This is a genomic window from Mesorhizobium sp. P2_D6 (assembly GCF_056404315.1).
In genome coordinates this window covers 1-17,158 of record NZ_JBFUEG010000038.1, presented here as the reverse complement: position 1 = coordinate 17,158, position 17,158 = coordinate 1, and the positions used below count along the sequence as shown (strand labels likewise).

Here is a 17,158-nt window from a genome sequence, read left to right as displayed (position 1 = left end):
GGCTACAGCTCAACATCATAAGCCTCGCCCCATTGTTTTCGTTTCCAATTCGGACCTTCCTAGCACTGATATATGCAATGATTATGGAAAAATGAGCATTCGCTCCGCAGGGCAAAGACCTCCTCATTCGGACACGCGAGGTGCCTGGTGAGCCGAGCAGGATCGGCACCAATCACGCCGAGCCGTCCCGTTAGAGTTCACAGCCATACATCAGGGTCGGTGGAATGCTGTTCTCCAATATCTCAGCCAGCCCATTGACCTTGGCAGCGCATCTGAAACGCCGGCAGCGAAAAAGACTCGACGGCCCTCCGCGGAGGGCCGTCAGCGAGTAGGACCCGAAACCGTCGCGGCTCCTCTCACCCGTTCGGCCGTTCCGTCGTACCAGGGCGTCGCGTAGCGCGAAAGCTACTCAGGCGACCGTTCCTGGTCTCGGCCGGATCGACGCCGTCCTGGGACAGGAAGGCAGGCGAATGGCTGAAAAAAAAGCGTTCCGCCACAACCCGGCGTCGATCACCAGGAACCTAGCGCGGGCGCGGCGGAACTGCTGGGCGGCGGCCATTCCGGAATAGCTGCCGCCGATGACAATAGGCGCAGCGAAATTCCGAAGTTTGTGAGCGATAGGCCTCGGACTCCCATTCGATTGCCGACTCGGCTCATGCCTTGACGGGCGTTCATGATTGCCACCTTGGAGATCGCCTCAGAAGCGACGCCCAATCGGAAACATTAGCACGTCCGCGTTTTGGCTCGGCTGCTTGAGGGCGATCTTGTTCCGGGCCCGGGAGCGCATCGTTCACCAGCGGACGGAACTGGTGAACGCGCTACGTGCCGTGCTTTACGAATATGGCCATGTCGTTCCTCTAGGGATCGCCCACATAAAGCGCATCGAGGCGATGGTCGATGATGCCGACATCCGCTTGCCGGACATCGTGCGGGAGGAATGCCGCGATCTTTTGGCCCAGATCAGCGAGAAGACGGCCAGGATCGAGGACAAAGCAAGAAAGATCGCGGATCTTTCCCGCGACAGCGACGTTGCGCGACGGCTCCAAACCATGCCGGGCATAGGCCCGATGACGGCCCTTGCGATTGAAGCCTTTGCCCCGGCAATGGAGAGCTTCAAGCGCGGGCGGGACTTTGCGGCCTGGCTCGGGCTTGTGCCCAGGCAGTTCTCGTCCGGAGGCAAGGAAAGGCTCGGCCGGGTGTCCAAAGCCGGTCAGGCCGACATCCGCAGGCTGCTGATCATCGGCGCAATGGCCCGCGTGAGCTGGGCGGGCCGTCGATCGCCCCTCCAGGGCTCATGGCTAGCCCGGATGCTTGCCAGGAAACCGCGGATGCTGGTGGCGATCGCACTGGCAAACAAGATGGCTCGCAAAATCTGGGCTATGCTGACGAAACAGGAAAACTATCGGGATCCGGCGTTGGCCGTTGCGGCATGAACTGATGCTGACCACGGACGGCTAACGCCGGTAAGGAGGTGTGAGAAGTCGACGACCCGAATGGGCGCATGATCGAACCGATCCGGATAGGGAAAACCAGTGACATTTCTTGAGCTTGCAAGCACGGAAAGTAGATTTGGACCCGATCCGCAGATCACCATACCGGCCAGCGGCTCTTGGAAGCGCCGCACTCAAAGGCCTGACAGAAGACCGCACTCGATCACACGTTCAAAAGATCAGAAGCTCCTTGCACAACGGGCGGCAACCACAGAAGAAATGTTGCATGGCCGTGGGGACGGCCACAACGAGAGAGCCCGATCGGGCGTCACCTGGTCGGGATTGCCAGCCCGGATCAGGTACCGTTCAGTCAGGCACCCCTCGGCTTAGAGAGCCGCCGCTATGAACTAGCTTCGTTGGCCGGGGCCGGCCGCAGCGGGATCGCTAAGCATCGTGACGACGTCAGCGATAGGATTCTTGTCACTCTCCGTCAGCCGCAGATCGACGTCCGCGAACGGCGCGCCCGACTTCCGGTAGGGACGCCTGAGTGGGTGCTTGCTCAGGCCGGTTGGAACCGGCGGCCTGCCGGGTTTGCGACCGCGTTTCACATAGCCGTTGCTCTGAGCGCCATCAAGGACGACCGGGCCTGAGATCGCCGGCGCAATGCGGGACTCGAATAGCATTCGATCATGGAGAGCGACCGCTCGACGCGGCCGAGTTCCCGAAGAGTTTGCCCAGTTGGCTTTCCTTTCGGTGATGCCGAGAGCTTCTTCAAATCGTCGAGGGCACAACCGCACCGGTGTTGATCGATGCCCGCCAGATGAAGGTCGATTTCCAGCTTGCGCAGGAAGGCAATCCGTTCGGTCAGCCCGCCAGGTTTGAGGCACCAGGCGCATCCGCCGCCGATCGCAGCCAATGAAAGCGTGTCTGGCCAAATGGTCGGGGTCGCGGCGTTGAATTTCGGCTTTGACCGACACCCAACCCACGCCGACGGTTACAAGAGCGCGGGCGAATTCGTAGAGGTGGTGACAAAGGTCTGGGAAAATTGGGAGGTTGATGCGCTCATCGCGAGCCGGGGGCGCCGGTCTGCCAAACTAGTGGTCGTAGGGAATCGGGTCCACGCTCTCGGTTAAAAACTTAGGAGAAACATGATCCAAAAACCGAAGCTTTGCGAGCTCAGTTCCTGTCCCGCTTAGTGCCTATTTGTGTGCGCTATTCTACCATACGCCTAATGAGATTGTCCCACCTGATGACCGTCACTAACTTGGCTGAGATCGAAGCCAAAAGCTGACAGGCAACAGGAGTGACCATGAAAAACATTATGAGTGTTGGGGACGGTGGAGATGGTAGACTGGTCATTGTCTCCAACAGGGTTGCGTTGCCCGACGAGCACGGGTCACTGCCCCCGGGCGGGATGGCCATTGCGCTGAACGCCGCGCTCCAGCAACGAGGCGGGCTTTGGATGGGCTGGTCGGGGAAGGTGAAAACCGAGAAGAACCAGCTGTCACCGACGATGCAGGAGGCCAACGGCATCACCTATGCCCTTGCCGATCTCTCGCAGAAGGATCTGGACGAATATTACTACGGCTTCGCCAACAGGGTCCTTTGGCCGGTCTTCCACTGCCGTGTCGACCTCGCCGAATACAGCGACGCGAGAAAGTCAGGATATTACCGCGTTAACCGACTCTTCGCAGAGTCCTTAATGCCGCTCCACCGCGAGGACGACGTCATATGGGTGCAGGATTATCATCTGATCCCTCTAGGGAAAGAACTGCGCGAGCGCGGCTGCCGCAACCGGATCGGCTTTTTCCTGCACATACCATGGCCGCCGGCGGACATCCTCGCCACCGTGCCGCTCTGCGAAGAATTGCTGGAAGCGCTTTCGTTCTATGACCTTGTTGGCTTTCAAACCGACGACGATCTTAACAACTTCGCCGAATGTCTACGCCGCCGAAACTTAGGGCGTCTCATGAAAGACCGTAGCTGCCTGGTCAAAGGGCGGGAGTTTCGCTGCGGGGTTTTTCCAATCGGTATCGACACGGCCAAGTTCGAGAGCCTCGCAGAGCTAGCGACGCGCGACGGGGATCTGCAGGAAGTTTACAAGAGGACTGCTGGCTGTGACGTCGCCATTGGTGTCGACCGATTGGATTATTCCAAGGGCATCGATCAGCGCATCGTGGCGTTTCGCCATTTCCTTGATCGTAACAGCCATCGCGTCCGCAAGACGCTACTGCTGCAGATTACCCCGAAATCCCGCGGGGAAATACCGGCCTATCTGGCGCTGCAAAAGCGCATCGCCGAACTGGTGGGAAGTGTCAATGGGGAACTTGGAACCATCGATTGGGTACCAGTACACTACACCAATCGTTCCCATGGCCCGCTGCAACTGGCCGGCCTCTATCGACTGGCACGCGTTGGCCTGGTGACGCCGCTCCGCGACGGCATGAATCTGGTGGCGAAGGAATACGTGGCTGCGCAAGACCCAAGCAATCCGGGCGTCCTCGTGCTCTCGCAATTTGCCGGCGCCGCTGGCGAATTGGAGGGAGCGGTGCTTGTCAATCCCTATGACCCAGAGGCTGTGGCGGCCTCCACGGAACAGGCATTTCGCATGTCGCCAGACGAACGGAAAGACCGTTGGAAGGCAATGAAGCACAGTCTCATCGGGCATGATGTCTATCGATGGTGCGACGGCTTTCTCGCCAAGCTCGAGGCGGCGGACTTGCCAGCATGAGGCTGATCGCGACTAATTGAATCAGGGCAGCATTCCGGCCTCGCCGAGGCGTGGTTAATGTGCTGTGGTGGATGGCGATGACCGCAGGCCAACCACCCAGTTGGGTTGTAGCCGATTATGCTGGCACGGGAGCGAAGAACTCGCGGCTGCGGTCACACATCAAACTAGTTTGGCCGATCCGCGCAAGAGGGCTCTCGTCCCCGGCTCCGTCGGCGTCGAGTATTCGACTGTCATCGCTTCGCTGACGAGACCCCGTGTATTGAATATGTCGACCACCAGGTTGGCGACATTGCTGATGGGCTAAGCAGCATCGACCTACACCGCACGCCAGATCTCAAGACGTAGCATGAGCACATTCCAATTTAAAACAAGAGGAAAAAGACATGGGTGAGCTCTCTTGCAGTCGGCAGCTTTCTTCAAACACGCGTGAGCGGCCACGACCGATAGTCGAGGGCGCTCGCGCCCCACGGCCACAGCAAATGTTGGCATCCATTGACCTGAATTTACTGGTGTCTCTTGAGGCGCTGCTGGAGCACCGCAACGTCACGCATGCGGCTCGGCACGTGCGCTTGAGCCAACCGTCGATGAGCCGAGCGTTGACAAGGCTGCGTGGCATTTTCAATGACGACCTCTTGGTTCGCGGCTCGAGCGGCTTGGTCCCGACGCCGCAGGCCGAACGGTTGGCCCGAATGCTGCCGCCGGTGTTGGATGCGCTCCGCGGGATCGTGAACCGCCAGGGGGAATGGCGATCAAAGACAATAATGGCGATACCCGACCACCAAGCCCTGATCTTGCTGCCGCCTCTCCTACCCCTGCTGCGCGAGCACGCGCCTAATCTCGACATCGTCACCGGCTCGTTTCTAACTGGCGCGCTCCGGCGGCTTGAACAAGGTGAGATCGATCTGGCCGTTGGGCAGACCGGTGAAACGCCACCGGGCTTCTTTCGGCGCAGGCTCTATACTGATCGCTTCGCCTGCCTGCTACGTTGCGACCACCCAGCCCTGGCGCAGGAATGGACGATCGAGGCCTTCGCTGCCCTGCGCCACGCTGCCGTTGACTCGGATTCTAAGGGCGGCTTCGGACGGGTGCATGACGATCTGGCAAATTTACACCTCCGAGATCGCGATCCGGTGCTGGTTTCCAACCTCCTGACGGCCGCTGTAGCCATCGCGGCGACTGATCTGGTGCTCATTGTACCACACCGCGTCGCGACACGGATCGCCGCCTTGCTCCCCCTGGCGATTGTCGATCCGCCGGTGGAACTATCGCCTTACGAGGTTGGGCTGATTTGGCACGAGCGTTGCCATCGCGACCCAGAACATCACTGGCTGCGCCACAAGATTGCCGCCGCAGCGGCGGCGGGAACAGAGTTGGCGCGTCCATCGACAATGAGAGGGCAAACGGCTGATGCTTCGCCAAGGGAAGAAGCGTGATGCGATCGAGGTCTGGCACTATCTTCAGGACCGAGCCAGTTGATTACCCCCCTCGTCCATCGGACGTGATGCTGGTTCCGCTGTCCCAACTCAGTGAAACCGACGCGCGCTGACTTCGAGCGAGCATCTGCTGTGAAGAAGGTATTCACACTTACAGCCAACTACACAACCCAAGACCCTCCTTCTTCGACCGCCGTTCGGCCGCGTCAAGGCCTTCGCAGGCAGGGTGTGGTGCATGCATCGATTCTGGCCGCGTATCTTGGCCCGGACCCTTTGGCAGGTAAGTGTTTGGCACAAATTGCGAGTTCTCGGATCTTCGGCAATCTGCCCAACGAAGCGCGGCAGATCGATATCCTTGAGCACCGTTTGTTGCGGTTGGGGCACTGCGCGCAAATCGTCATCATCGATTGCCGCGAACCGGAGCAACATGGGTACGGTCATGCGAAGCTCTCTTCCGGGCTGGTGCAACTAGCCCTGGTTTCCGAAGACAGGCTGGACCGAGAGGCGGTTTTCTCCGACGGGTATTCCGATTACCTGTTGTGGCCACTGATCGAGCAGGAAGTTGTAAGCAGACTGATCGCCTGCGTCGCCCAGATCGCGCGGCGTTCTGCACCGCTATTCTTCTCAGCCGACCCCCTCGTTCAGAAGGCGTGCGATCTGCTGGCACAGCGAGTCGGTCAGCAGATCGCCCTCAGCGAACTGGTGCGCATAGCCGGGACCAACAAGACAACGCTCGTCAACCGCTTCGAGGCTGCCTTTGGCTGCGGGCCTATGACCTGGTTACGGCACTACCGGATGATGGAGGCTGCCGCCCGCTTGCGAAGCGGGCATGAAAGCGTGGCCGAGGTCGCTGAATCCTTAGGCTACGAAAACAGCAACAATTTCTCGACGGCGTTCAAAGCGATTCATGGGCTCTCGCCGCTGCGCTATCGCAAAATGGCGGCGCGCAGAGAAAGGTCTGCCTGACGCAAAGGTGGGGATCGAAACAAACTGGTATACAGCCAGTGAAGACACGCAAAGATTACCTGATACTCAAGCGTTTACCCGCTCCAGGCACTTTGCGGCCTTTGCAGCAACGCTCAGAAAAGGAAGATAAGCATGTTGAACGCGGTCGCAGCGCATTTTCAAGGGCATGAACAGAGCTATTCGGACAAGAACTATGAGGCGGCGAGCACCTTTTTCGGCGCCAAGTCCCTTCTTTTGGCCCAGCCAGGTGCTGCGCGCCCCAGTGACGACACGATCGCCAACGATCAAGGAACAGTACAGTTTCACCTCATTGGTCAGAAGACCGATGACCCGGCGTACAGCGGCATCATGAAAGAAAATCAGGACAACCTTCTGGCTATAGGAGGACTCATTCACGACTACATGCATACCCATTATCCTAAGGTTGATGCGGAAAAACTTGACATCAACACCTGGACGAACGTTGTGGGCAACATTCCCGACCTTTCGATGGGAGCGCAAAAACAGAAAGGTTACTCAAACAAGTTTTCTGGCACCTCCGTTTCAGCCACGTTCCTCTCCTTGATCGCGAAGGCGATCGTCACTGACGGGGCGTCTCTGCTAACGGATTTCGAGTCCTTCCTCACTGAGATGGGCAACCTGGCCTTCAGCGCCAACAGCAAGTCGCAGCAGTACAAGGCTCTGACATGCACCTACCAAAGCTACCTTCTCGATAACGGGGCAGGCGGATACTACGACTACGGAGCAATTGTTCTTCGAGAAGTCACGTTCAATGAGTACTTCCTTGATCTACAATCTTCGTGCTCATCGACACGATATGTCAACGTCGACCTACGTTATAGCGAGGTTACCAATATCGTTCAGACCCGCCGGATCCGCAACGGCGGCCCCGATTACAAAAACTTCCAGGAGATCGTGAATAAGAACGCGACCGAGCAGTTTATGAATGCCAAGAACTTCTTTAATGGTGGCTCGACCCCGCAACAAGACATCACGCCCAAGGTCTGATCCTAATGATTGGTCTCAAAAGCAGCAGCGCACCAGCCGACGGTGTCAATTCGAAGAAACCTCGCCAGCGTCATAGATCAGGTCCGGCTGACAGCGGTGCCGACGAACTCCGGCCCCGCTTCTATAAGAAACCAACTATGAACCCCATCGCAGAAACAACTGCGGGCCTCTTCCTGGTAATCGGCGCCCATAGCAGCGGCCCCCTCGAAGCGGAGAGGATTTGCTCAGGCTTGATCCGGAAACTGTCCGAAGGCTCAATTCTGAACTTGGATCCTGATATCTGGCAGAATGCGATGCAGATGGTGCCGAACCAGGTGGAGGCCGCCACGGCTTCGACGACCCTGAACCGCACGATGGCCGTTGCGGATTTGCCAAGTACCCTCGCGTCAATTTGCGCCGATGCTGCCGACGGCGACAAAGCAGGCGTCGATCTGGCGAAGCCCATCAGTGTCTATCTGAGCAGATACGGCGAACCGACTGCATTCAACTGCTTCATCCTGGATCAATCCGACTCCGCGAAAATCTATTTATCTTTAACCTGCCTTGCCGTTTTCGATGGTGGAAGCCCTGGCAGTTTCGCCGTCACCTCGACATTGCTGAAGGCGTGGCTGAATCTGTCAAAAAAGGATACGCAGTCCACTATCGCGCAGCTTTTCGGCCGCTTCGGCCCGCCGAGCGACTCACCTTACTACCTGCGCGTCTTGCTCTGACCCGTATGCCAGACGTTACATTCAGCCAGAAGGAGCAGCACGCTCGTTGAATATGTGAATACCGCAGATTTCGTCAGCGGAGCGAAGTCGGCGGTGCCCTTTGTAGCGGGAAAGCCCATGCCCTATCATGAAGACTTCGCGAAGGCGGACGGATGGTCCGCAGCGGATGTCAGCGTCCGTCTCAACAATGCGGCAGGCCGGAAATTTCTCACTTTCTTGCGAAGATCAGGGGTGACCACGGTCATTCGGTATTACGCGAGTTCCGCGAGGCCAAAAACCATCACACCAGTGGAGGCCAAACTACTATCTGGGCACGGTTTCGGAATTCTACCGATTTTCCAGGACAGTAGCCGCCATATTTCAAATTTCTCGAGCTCGATCGGTACTGCAAATGCAAGGAGTGCTATGGGGTTCGCAAAGCGCGTCGGCCAGCCGAAAGATAGAGGCAGTACGATTTTTTTCTCCGTCGATTTGGACTATCCGGCTACGCAGATCGATGGCCCTATCCTCGCCTACTTCCACGCGATTAAAGAGGAGATCAACGGCACTTTCGTAGTCGGCGCGTATGGTAGCGGTGCCGTGCTCTCAAAATTATTGGCGGAGGGACTGATCACGGTTCCATGGATATCTATGTCGCCACTGTTTCTTGGAACCGAGCAGTTCTTTTATTCCAACCGATGGTCGATGCGGCAGGTACCTCCAGAGGTTGCCCATGGCTCCTCTGGGGTGGGCTATGACCGCAATATCGTTCGGGTTCCTCGGAGGGAGATCGGGGCCTTCCAAGTTGATGAGTCGGGCGAAGGCTCGCTGGCCTAGGATGGCGAGGGACTCCGGCTCGTAGGCGCGGCAAGCTGAAAACGTTGTCGCGTTTATGTTCGTAGAGGTCTCCGACGTCAACGGCGAGTGTAAGGTTGTTCGCGGTATCTCGCAAATCGTCTCTCCACGCGCTCGCCCCGCTACAATCGAGCGGTGCGGCCGCCATCATCATCCCCGGAAGTACCTGCAGCGCCGTCCACCCACGCCCAACCGGCGGCCGACATTGGGCACCAGTACCACGCCGACGTCGTGCGATGTCGCCGCTCGACAGATCGATGCCGGAGCGGGTGGTGTGATGCTTGGTCGCACCACCCGGCAGACGTGTTTCTGAAAGTTACCCTAAGTCAGGTACATCAACGGCCAGCGCATTGGAAACGGCAACGCTGTGAACGGAATTCGGGGAGAAGGCGTCACTTACCATGGCCGAGACCTCAACGGCCGGAGCGATCTCTGCTTCTGGAGGCAGCCATTAGATCCTCGCGGGCGTGATTGTAGGCGTGGCTTATGGACTGCCCGACTTGACCACCCCGCCGCAGCTGTTCATAGGAGATTTGCGCACCTGTCGCACGGACTTCAGCTTCAAGACCTGCTATGTGGCCGTCCAGATTCGCATTCCATGCATGCTGCGGCGGAGGCATGTGCGGCAAGATATCTTGCATGCCGGGAACTGCGTGAGCTTGGACCTGTTGATTTGCGTCGAACTGGTGATACGCCGCCAATTCCKGCGGCTCGACAGGAGGCCGGGGCAGCGAGTCCAGTTTGTTGGCGGCCACCAGAACTGATTCCACTGCGTCTTGGTGCGTGCGCGAGGAAGGATCCATTCCGTAGGCTTCCTGAATCATCAGTGATGCGATTTCCCTTTGTTGGTCTTCAGGAATACGGGACAATGCGTTGCGTACACTATCGGCGAACTCGGGTGAGATCACCTGTACTTCTGCATATTTCTTCCACGATACGGGTGCGTTTTGCTTCCGGCGCAAATCGTTGGCAGTTTGTTCATTTGTGTCCGGATGCGCGAACGGAATCAACCCCTCAACACGGTTTTTCAGGAATTCGGCGGTGCTTTTGTCCATCGACCAATGACCTTCCTTGACCGGCACTCCGCTCCATGCGCTGTCCTTCAACCGAACAGCGGGACCGTTGGCCCAGGCATCCATAACCACGGTCGACCTCGGGTCGCGGCTTCCGCGCCGCAGTTCGTTCCAAATGTGACCCGTCTTGACTGGGATCTCATCACCTTGGTCGGTTATCTCTTTCATTGACACGGAAGCACTAGAGGTCATACTCCGCTCGTCGGCCGCCATGTGTGGGGCGTGGACGATAGCGGAAAGGGGAGCGGTCTGATTGCAGCACGCCGCTCCCATGACTACGGCCACTGCAACCTTAATGTTGTCGTCTGCTCCCATCATTGCAACCGACGATCCGATGCTGTTGTGGCCGTGAGAGGGAATGTCGTCCACCTTAACGTTTCCCCGGCCATGCTTGAGCAGCAGGCGGACGTCGTGAACTGTTTGCCCCGCTGTCGCGAGTCTTATCGGGCTGGTGACATCGTCACCGACGACACACGCTCCCATATGATAGGCGGCCTGCTGGATCTGATGTGGCTCCAGAGGCGCATCTCCGCCCCGTCGCAACCTGTCGGCAGGCGTGCCCAGGGAGACCCTCAGCGCTGATATGCTGCTCTCAAAGCCCGACGCCGTGGATTCTCGCGGCGACTGTCGAGTCGATCCGGAGGATTTGGAGATGCAAATTCCCATAGCCGTTCACCTGTAGTGGAGTTTCTGATCGCCGAGGGACGGGATACGCGAGACGGGCGCTTAACCGTCAGTGTCATCTGGATGACTCATGCTAGGCGGGTTGGCTTACGACAAGCTGACGGGCACCGTAAACTTAACGCTGTGAAAACGGGCACCGTGACGTTAACCGGGCATCGATCAAAATGTGGGATCTGGCGGCATGACCATTCGGAGTCTCGTCATCGGCAGTGGCCATGAACACTTGCAGGCCGGTATTGCCGAGAAAATTCTGCTTGCCAGCCTCGCCTTAGGCCCCCGTCAGTGCCGAGAGGCTCTGGATGATGAGCCTGAAGCGACCCTTGTAGCCCGCGATGGTCGTAATTGCGGTCTCGATCGCCTCCAGCTTACCCAAGTGCTTGAATTCATAGAGCACAAAGAAGTGCAACGTCCTGAACTGCACGTCGCGGTTGCCTCTCGGCGGATTTGAAGCTCCCGAGATCGCTTGCTGTATCGCGCGGGTTAGCCGTTACTAACCGTTCTGCAACATGGTCAATGGCCCGTCTGGAAGGTCGAGGTGGTTACGGCGTTCCTCGGCCCTCCTCCCGTCGCGGGATGAACTTCCAGCTGCACGTGTCCGTTTGCTATCGCGATCCATTGCTCAGCTTCCAAAGTCGTTTCTGTACCCCATGAGGTTACCACCGAAGCATGATCTGCTAAACCAACATGGTGTTACACTTGTAGTCTCGCAGAGGCTTCTCCCAGCTCTCTGGGTCACGCCGAGAGCCGTAACCAGATCAGATTTTCCGGGCGGAGGGGTTTGCGGCGAGCGCGTTCGTGATTCACCATTTGCGGACGCTACCACCGACTGATTCGCTTGAAGGCCTGTCGCTTGCTCAGCTCCGCGGGCCGTTTGCTGCGCTGATCGGCATAGTGCGCGGTCTTCAAGGCCGGGTCGAGAGCCTTGAGATCGAGAACCAGGCGCTGCGCGCCGAGATCCAGACCCTCAAGGATCGCCCTCCGGACAAGCCGACCAAGCCGTCGGAATGCGCAACGCATCTGGCAAGGGGAAGCGACGCCGTCGCGGCGCAAAGCGCGACGGCGGTCGCGTGAGCCGCGAGGTGAACGGTTGCGGTGAGCGCTCCTGCGGGCTCACGCTTCAAGGGATACGAGACGATCCTGGTGCGCGATCTGGTTCTGTCGGATGTGATGCGCTATCGCCGGGAGTGCTGGGTGACACCGAGCGGCGAGAGGCTCGTGGCGCCGCTGCCGGCGTGGATTGTTGGCGGCTGGGCGCGAACCTGCGCCGCTTCATCCTGGCCTGTCACATTCAGCGGCAGGTGACACTCGACAACGGAAGCCTGTCCCCGCGACGACTGCGCAGGAACCGCAGCGAACGCATGTGGGCGCCGCCACAGCACCCGCATCCGCCAGGTCCTGCATAACCGAGATATGCCGGCGCCTTCTTCTACGGTCGAAGGCGTGGTCGGCCCCGGCCGGGCGCGCCGTGATGAGCCTCATCCCCGCGGCCGTGCGGCAATGGAAACGGCATCTCACGGTTTCCCACGCTGGCCAGCTCGGCCGACAGATCGGTCAGCTCGTGGGCGACGAGATGCACCACCTCCCCTTCTCGCTGGATACGACCGCGTACGCCGAGCATGGCCGACGAGAGAAGCACGAGCCGGAATTTCTCGAAGATCTTGACCCAGACGACGATGTTTGCCGCGCCCGTCTCATCCTCCATGGTGAGGAACATGAAGCCTCTGGCCGAGCCCGGCCGCTGCCGGACCAGCACCAGGCCGGCGGCCTCGAGCCAGCTTCTGTCTCGCGCCTGCATGGCTTCCTGACAGGTCACGACGCGGCGCCGGTTAGGCGGCACGCCGATTTTGGTAACGCTTGCCTGTGAACTGAAAGATTGAAGGTCGGACTTGCGGCACATCGATTACGTTCAAATGAATAAGTTGCTGCCCGGCGAGGTCGTTTCAGAGCATCTCGACTGGTGGGTCGGCAAGACAATGGGGAAGGGGAATGATCGCAGGCGTAAAGGGACGGCTTTGGGGCCGGAAGCTTCGGGCCTGGAGTCAGGCATTCACCGGCTCGGAAAATGCCAATTGATTCTGCTCAACCGGGCATGCCTAAACGGCCACCTGCGTCCCGATCTCGACCACACGTCCGGTCGGGATCTGGAAATACTCCGTCGCATCGGCCGCCGAGCGCGCCAGGCCGATGAACAGCTTGTCTTGCCAGATCGGCATGCCGGAATTCGGCGACGCCTTGAGCGAGCGCCGTGACAGGAAGAAGGACGTCGTCATGATGTCGAACTTCCAGCCCTGCTTGCGGCAGATCGCCAGCGCGCGCGGAATGTTGGGCTGTTCCATATAGCCGAAGGTCAGCGTCACCCGCGTGAACAGCTCGTTGACCGTCTCCATCTTGACGCGGTCGCTGTCGGGCACCACCGGCTGCGGCGCCGTCACTACCGAAAGGATGACGTTCTGCTCGTGCAGCACCTTGTAGTGCTTCAGGCTGTGCATCAGTGCGGTCGGCGCGCTGAGCGGATCGCTGGTCAGGAACACCGCAGTGCCCGACACCAGATGCGGCTTCTTCTTCAGCAGATTGCCGGCAAGGAAATCCAGCGGGATCTCGTTCCGGCGCGTCTTTTCGAACAAATAGCGGGTGCCGCGGATCCAGGTCCACATGGTGAGCACAATAACTGCGGCAATGGCAAGCGAGGACCAGCCCCCTTCAAACACCTTGACTATGTTGGCCGCAAAGAAGCCGGTATCGACGAAGGCGAACACCGCCATCAAGGCGACCGCGACGCCGACCGGCCACTTCCAGATGCGCGTCATCACAATAAAAAGCAGTATGTTCGTCACCAGCATGTTGCCGGTTACCGAAATACCGTAGGCCGAGGCCAGTCTGCTCGATTCACCGAAGCCGACCACCAGCAGCATCACCACCAGCGCCAGCAGCAGGTTGACGCGCGGCAGGTAGATTTGGCCCGACTGTTTTTCCGACGTATGCAGGATCACGAAACGCGGCAGCATGTTGAGCTGCACCGCTTGTCTGGTCAGCGAGAAGGCGCCGGAGATCACCGCCTGGCTGGCGATCACAGTCGCCGCCGTCGCCAGCACCACCATCGGGATAAGCATCCAGCCTTCGTTCATCTCGAAGAAGGGATGACCGACGACACCGCCATTCGCCAGCACGAAGGCACCTTGCCCGACATAGTTGAGCAACAGGCAAGGAAACACGATTGCCAGCCAGGCGAGCACGATCGGCTTGCGCCCGAAATGGCCGAGGTCGGCATAGAGCGCCTCAGCGCCGGTGACGGCGAGAAAAACCGCACCAACCGTGACGAAGGCGACTTCGGGCGAGTTGACCAGGAACGACACGATGTAATGCGGGCTGATGGCCAGCAGGATTTCCGGGTCGTCCATGATGTGGTTGAGGCCAGAAAGGCCGATGGCCAGGAACCACAGCGCGGTAACGGGCCCGAACACCAATCCTACGCCGCCGGTGCCAAACCGCTGTACCGCAAACACGATCGCCAGGATGGCCAGTGTCAGCGGCACCACATAGGGCTGGAATGTCGGCGTGACGACATTCATACCTTCGACCGCCGACAGTACCGAGATTGCCGGCGTAATCACTGCGTCGCCGAAAAAAAGCGCCGCGCCGACGATGCCGATGCCGAGGATCACCGCCGAGCGGGTCGGGAAACTGTTGCGCGCCAGCGCGACAAGCGACAGCACTCCGCCCTCGCCTCGATTGTCGGCGCGGAGCACGAACATGATGTATTTGATCGTCACGGTGATCGTCAGCGACCAGATGATCAGCGACAGCACGCCGAGGATGTCGCCACGGTTGGCGACGTTGCCATTGGCTGATGCATGCAACGCTTCGCGGAATGCATAGATCGGGCTGGTGCCGATATCGCCGTAAACGACACCGAGTGCCCCCAGCATCAGCACCTTGGTGCTGTGCTGCTCGACCTTAGAATGGCTCGATTGTTGGACAGGTTCTGCCTCGTTACCAGCATTGGTAAGGGCCATGGACGACACTCCGATAAGCGCGCGGTGCTCTACGCTTGCTGCACTGCAATATCAAGTGCCGCAACGTAATGTCTGCCGGCATCGCCTATCGTTGCTCGCCTTGGCAGACTCGCCAGCCCTCGGCCACAGTGCCCCCCGCGATGCGACCGATGGCGACCAGGGTGTCGGGGCGCATAAGGATGGCGGTTTCCTGATGCCGTTGCTCCATTGTGATCGCACCGTTGCTGCGTAAGCCATTTACATGCTCGATCCCAGCGAGGCGTGGCCAACTCGAACGCAGGGCCAAGCCGCTCACCGGCCGCACTTTGCGGCGCAGATAACGATTCGATCTCCGCGGCGAGATGCTAGTTGAAGAAGCCACCAAGCTTGTCGAAGGGCACACGGTCGTAATATCGACATGCCAGCACCCGAACCCAGACAAGCTCCTTCGGCTTCGCTGCTCGCGCCACGAACAACCCGATCTTCTCTGCGAAGGGGGCGCCGTAATCCTTCAGGTCGAAGCCAAACGGGGGTCGTGACGTATGCTACACAGGCGAAGGGCTAGGAGGCGGGTTCGGTGAGGAACGGCATGGTGTCCACGCCGTCTCCTGGAAAGACAGAGGAATGCGGATGGTTCTCGAAAAGGCCGGCGGCGGCCTCGATGGCGGAGAAGATGCCGAGCTCGCAGTTGTCACTGTTAGTAACCGATAGGTGGTTTGGGAAGATGGCCGGCTGCGCCATCACGGACGGGTCGACATGACCCGCTCGGGACTGGAAGGGTTCGGCCGCAGTTTGCGACGGACCGATGAGATTGTCGTTGAGGCTACGGGCAACGCCATGGCGGTGGTGTCACTTGGCAGTTAATTAGGTTCTTCCTCACTTTGTGTGATTCATTCGCCGTTAGCGACGGTGTCGCTATGGGCGGGCATGCGAACGAAATCGAAATGGTCGCCCGGCCCAGGGGTCAAGATACTGGGTGTCGCGCTCACCGTTGATGACGGCTGGGTTGTTTCCGCTGCCGGGTCCGCGATCGGCATTTGCCCCGATTGTCGACGGCAAAGCCGAAGTCGGCACGGCTGGTCCAACCGCAGCCTTCAGGATCTGCCGGTCCAGGGCAAGCCCGTTACGGTGAAGCTCCTGCTGAGTCGCTGGCGATGCACAAGTCGGAAATGTGAGCGGCGAACGTTTACCGACCGTCTGCCGACGGTTGCTGCTCCTTATGCGCGCCGGACGACGAGGGTCGGGGAGATTGTTGGCCTGCTTGGCCATAGTACGGGCGGCCGTCCTGGCGAGCGCTTGATGCAACGGCTCGGCATGCCGATCAGCGACGACACCATCCTACGGCAACTCAAGCGGGATGCCGAGGTTGCTCATCGCAACTCCGAGATCCGGGTGGTTGGCATCGATGACTGGAGTTGGCGGCGGGCGACAAGCTATGGGACCATCATGGTCGATCTCGAGCGCCGCGCGGTTGTCGACATTCTGGACAACCGCAGCGTCGAGAGTGCGGCCAAGTGGCTGCGGAGCCATCCTTCGGTCGAGGTCGTCAGCCGGGACCGCTGCGGCCTCTATGCGCAGGCTGTTCGCGAGGGCGCACCGCAGGCGCGACAGGTCGCCGTTTCACCTGGTCCAGAATCTTCGCTCGGCGATCGAAGAACAGATGAACCTTTCCGGCCGTGCCACCGGCAGGGCGATCCTGTCGGAGGACGCAATCGTTGACGCCGCGACACATCGCCGGCGCGCCCGTCTCGCACATAGCCAATCTCGTCAGGAGATATTCGAGAAGCTCCATGCCTTGCGCGACGAGGGACTGTCGTACAGCGAGATCGCCCGTCGGACCGGCTATGAACGTCGCAGCGTAGCGAATTGGCTCAAGTTCAAGACTCCGCCAGACAGGCGGCGGGCGGCATTGAACCCCACATCACCTTGGTATTTCGAAGCCTTCCTTGCCCAATGCTGGAAGGATGGAAACCGCTGCGGACGACATCTGTTTCATGACGTCAAGCAGCGCGGCTACACCGGCAGCTTCGCCAATCTGGAGCGCTTGCTGGGAGCTTGGCGGCGGGCCGAAAGGGAGCAGGCCTATGATGTACCACCCACGGCCTTGAAGTTGGAGCCGGTTCGAGACCCGGAAACCGGTCATGCGATCTCGCCGGTGATTGCCGCAGCGCTGTGCATCAAGCCGCGAGGCCTGATGACAGGCCGGCAGGCAAGGAAGGTCGATGCCCTGAAGCAGGGATCTGACGCTTTCGCCGCGATGCGGCGCCTGGCGATGCGCTTCAACGGAACGGCATCCT

The 17,158-nt window shown here is 59.4% G+C and carries 11 protein-coding genes and 5 pseudogenes; 11 read left to right on the top strand and 5 right to left on the bottom strand.

Annotated elements, in window-relative coordinates; all coding sequences use genetic code 11:
- Window positions 1–755: 755 nt before the first annotated feature.
- Window positions 756–1,433 (top strand): annotated as a pseudogene (locus tag AC1D1L_RS32670) (IS110 family RNA-guided transposase); the annotation flags it as partial.
- A 601-nt stretch (window positions 1,434–2,034) separates the two neighbouring features.
- Here AC1D1L_RS32670 and AC1D1L_RS32665 read toward each other — a convergent pair.
- Complete coding sequence (locus AC1D1L_RS32665; RefSeq protein WP_420797451.1) at window positions 2,035–2,205, bottom strand: Tn3 family transposase; 171 nt, start codon at window positions 2,203–2,205, stop codon at window positions 2,035–2,037.
- A gap of 534 nt (window positions 2,206–2,739) precedes the next feature.
- On the opposite strand from AC1D1L_RS32665, the gene AC1D1L_RS32660 reads away from it, so the two are divergent.
- The 6 genes from AC1D1L_RS32660 to AC1D1L_RS32635 all read left to right on the top strand — a co-directional run bounded on the left by AC1D1L_RS32660 (window position 2,740) and on the right by AC1D1L_RS32635 (window position 9,094).
- Window positions 2,740–4,161, top strand: a complete 1,422-nt coding sequence (locus AC1D1L_RS32660; protein WP_477345590.1) for an alpha,alpha-trehalose-phosphate synthase (UDP-forming) — start codon at window positions 2,740–2,742, stop codon at window positions 4,159–4,161.
- 479 nt (window positions 4,162–4,640) lie between these two features.
- Window positions 4,641–5,594 (top strand): LysR family transcriptional regulator, encoded by a 954-nt coding sequence (locus tag AC1D1L_RS32655; RefSeq protein WP_436175297.1) that lies wholly within the window; start codon window positions 4,641–4,643, stop codon window positions 5,592–5,594.
- Between the two features lie 231 nt (window positions 5,595–5,825).
- On the top strand, window positions 5,826–6,560 hold the full coding sequence (locus AC1D1L_RS32650; protein ID WP_436175298.1) for a helix-turn-helix domain-containing protein: 735 nt from the start codon (window positions 5,826–5,828) through the stop codon (window positions 6,558–6,560).
- Between the two features lie 132 nt (window positions 6,561–6,692).
- Entirely contained in the window at window positions 6,693–7,568 is an 876-nt protein-coding gene (locus AC1D1L_RS32645) for a hypothetical protein (protein WP_436175299.1), read from the top strand.
- A 137-nt stretch (window positions 7,569–7,705) separates the two neighbouring features.
- Window positions 7,706–8,278, top strand: a complete 573-nt coding sequence (locus AC1D1L_RS32640; RefSeq protein ID WP_436175300.1) for a glutamate acetyltransferase — start codon at window positions 7,706–7,708, stop codon at window positions 8,276–8,278.
- A gap of 117 nt (window positions 8,279–8,395) precedes the next feature.
- Entirely contained in the window at window positions 8,396–9,094 is a 699-nt protein-coding gene (locus AC1D1L_RS32635; protein WP_477345588.1) for a glycoside hydrolase domain-containing protein, read from the top strand.
- A gap of 431 nt (window positions 9,095–9,525) precedes the next feature.
- Here the strand turns inward: AC1D1L_RS32635 and AC1D1L_RS32630 are convergent, their stop codons facing one another.
- Together AC1D1L_RS32630 and AC1D1L_RS32625 are read right to left on the bottom strand one after the other, a co-directional pair.
- Window positions 9,526–10,554, bottom strand: coding sequence for a type III secretion protein (locus AC1D1L_RS32630; protein ID WP_477345587.1), 1,029 nt, complete (start codon window positions 10,552–10,554; stop codon window positions 9,526–9,528).
- Between the two features lie 505 nt (window positions 10,555–11,059).
- Window positions 11,060–11,266 (bottom strand): annotated as a pseudogene (locus tag AC1D1L_RS32625) (type IV secretory system conjugative DNA transfer family protein); the annotation flags it as partial.
- Window positions 11,267–11,760: 494 nt separating this feature from the next.
- Between AC1D1L_RS32625 and AC1D1L_RS32620 the strand changes: the two are divergent.
- The gene (locus AC1D1L_RS32620) at window positions 11,761–11,940 is read left to right on the top strand and encodes a hypothetical protein (protein WP_436175304.1); all 180 of its coding nucleotides are present in this window, start codon (window positions 11,761–11,763) and stop codon (window positions 11,938–11,940) included.
- A 21-nt stretch (window positions 11,941–11,961) separates the two neighbouring features.
- Window positions 11,962–12,171: a hypothetical protein gene (locus AC1D1L_RS32615; protein WP_477345586.1), complete on the top strand. Its 210-nt coding sequence runs from the start codon at window positions 11,962–11,964 to the stop codon at window positions 12,169–12,171.
- 154 nt (window positions 12,172–12,325) lie between these two features.
- Here AC1D1L_RS32615 and AC1D1L_RS32610 read toward each other — a convergent pair.
- Window positions 12,326–12,697, bottom strand: a pseudogene (locus AC1D1L_RS32610) (OB-fold nucleic acid binding domain-containing protein); the annotation flags it as partial.
- A 265-nt stretch (window positions 12,698–12,962) separates the two neighbouring features.
- Window positions 12,963–14,882 carry a potassium transporter Kup gene (locus AC1D1L_RS32605; RefSeq protein ID WP_477345585.1) on the bottom strand — a complete coding sequence of 640 codons (1,920 nt, stop codon included), beginning with the start codon at window positions 14,880–14,882 and terminating at the stop codon, window positions 12,963–12,965.
- 690 nt (window positions 14,883–15,572) lie between these two features.
- On the opposite strand from AC1D1L_RS32605, the pseudogene AC1D1L_RS32600 reads away from it, so the two are divergent.
- Window positions 15,573–15,707, top strand: a pseudogene (locus AC1D1L_RS32600) (IS110 family RNA-guided transposase); the annotation flags it as partial.
- Between the two features lie 81 nt (window positions 15,708–15,788).
- Window positions 15,789–17,158 (top strand): annotated as a pseudogene (locus AC1D1L_RS32595) (ISL3 family transposase); the annotation flags it as partial.

Coding starts and splice junctions, on each gene's coding strand:
- AC1D1L_RS32645 (WP_436175299.1), top strand. CDS start 6,693: ATGTTGAACGCGGTCGCAGCGCATTTTCAAGGGCATGAACAGAGCTAT.
- AC1D1L_RS32660 (WP_477345590.1), top strand. CDS start 2,740: ATGAAAAACATTATGAGTGTTGGGGACGGTGGAGATGGTAGACTGGTC.
- AC1D1L_RS32635 (WP_477345588.1), top strand. CDS start 8,396: ATGCCCTATCATGAAGACTTCGCGAAGGCGGACGGATGGTCCGCAGCG.
- AC1D1L_RS32640 (WP_436175300.1), top strand. CDS start 7,706: ATGAACCCCATCGCAGAAACAACTGCGGGCCTCTTCCTGGTAATCGGC.
- AC1D1L_RS32655 (WP_436175297.1), top strand. CDS start 4,641: ATGTTGGCATCCATTGACCTGAATTTACTGGTGTCTCTTGAGGCGCTG.
- AC1D1L_RS32605 (WP_477345585.1), bottom strand. CDS start 14,882: ATGGCCCTTACCAATGCTGGTAACGAGGCAGAACCTGTCCAACAATCG.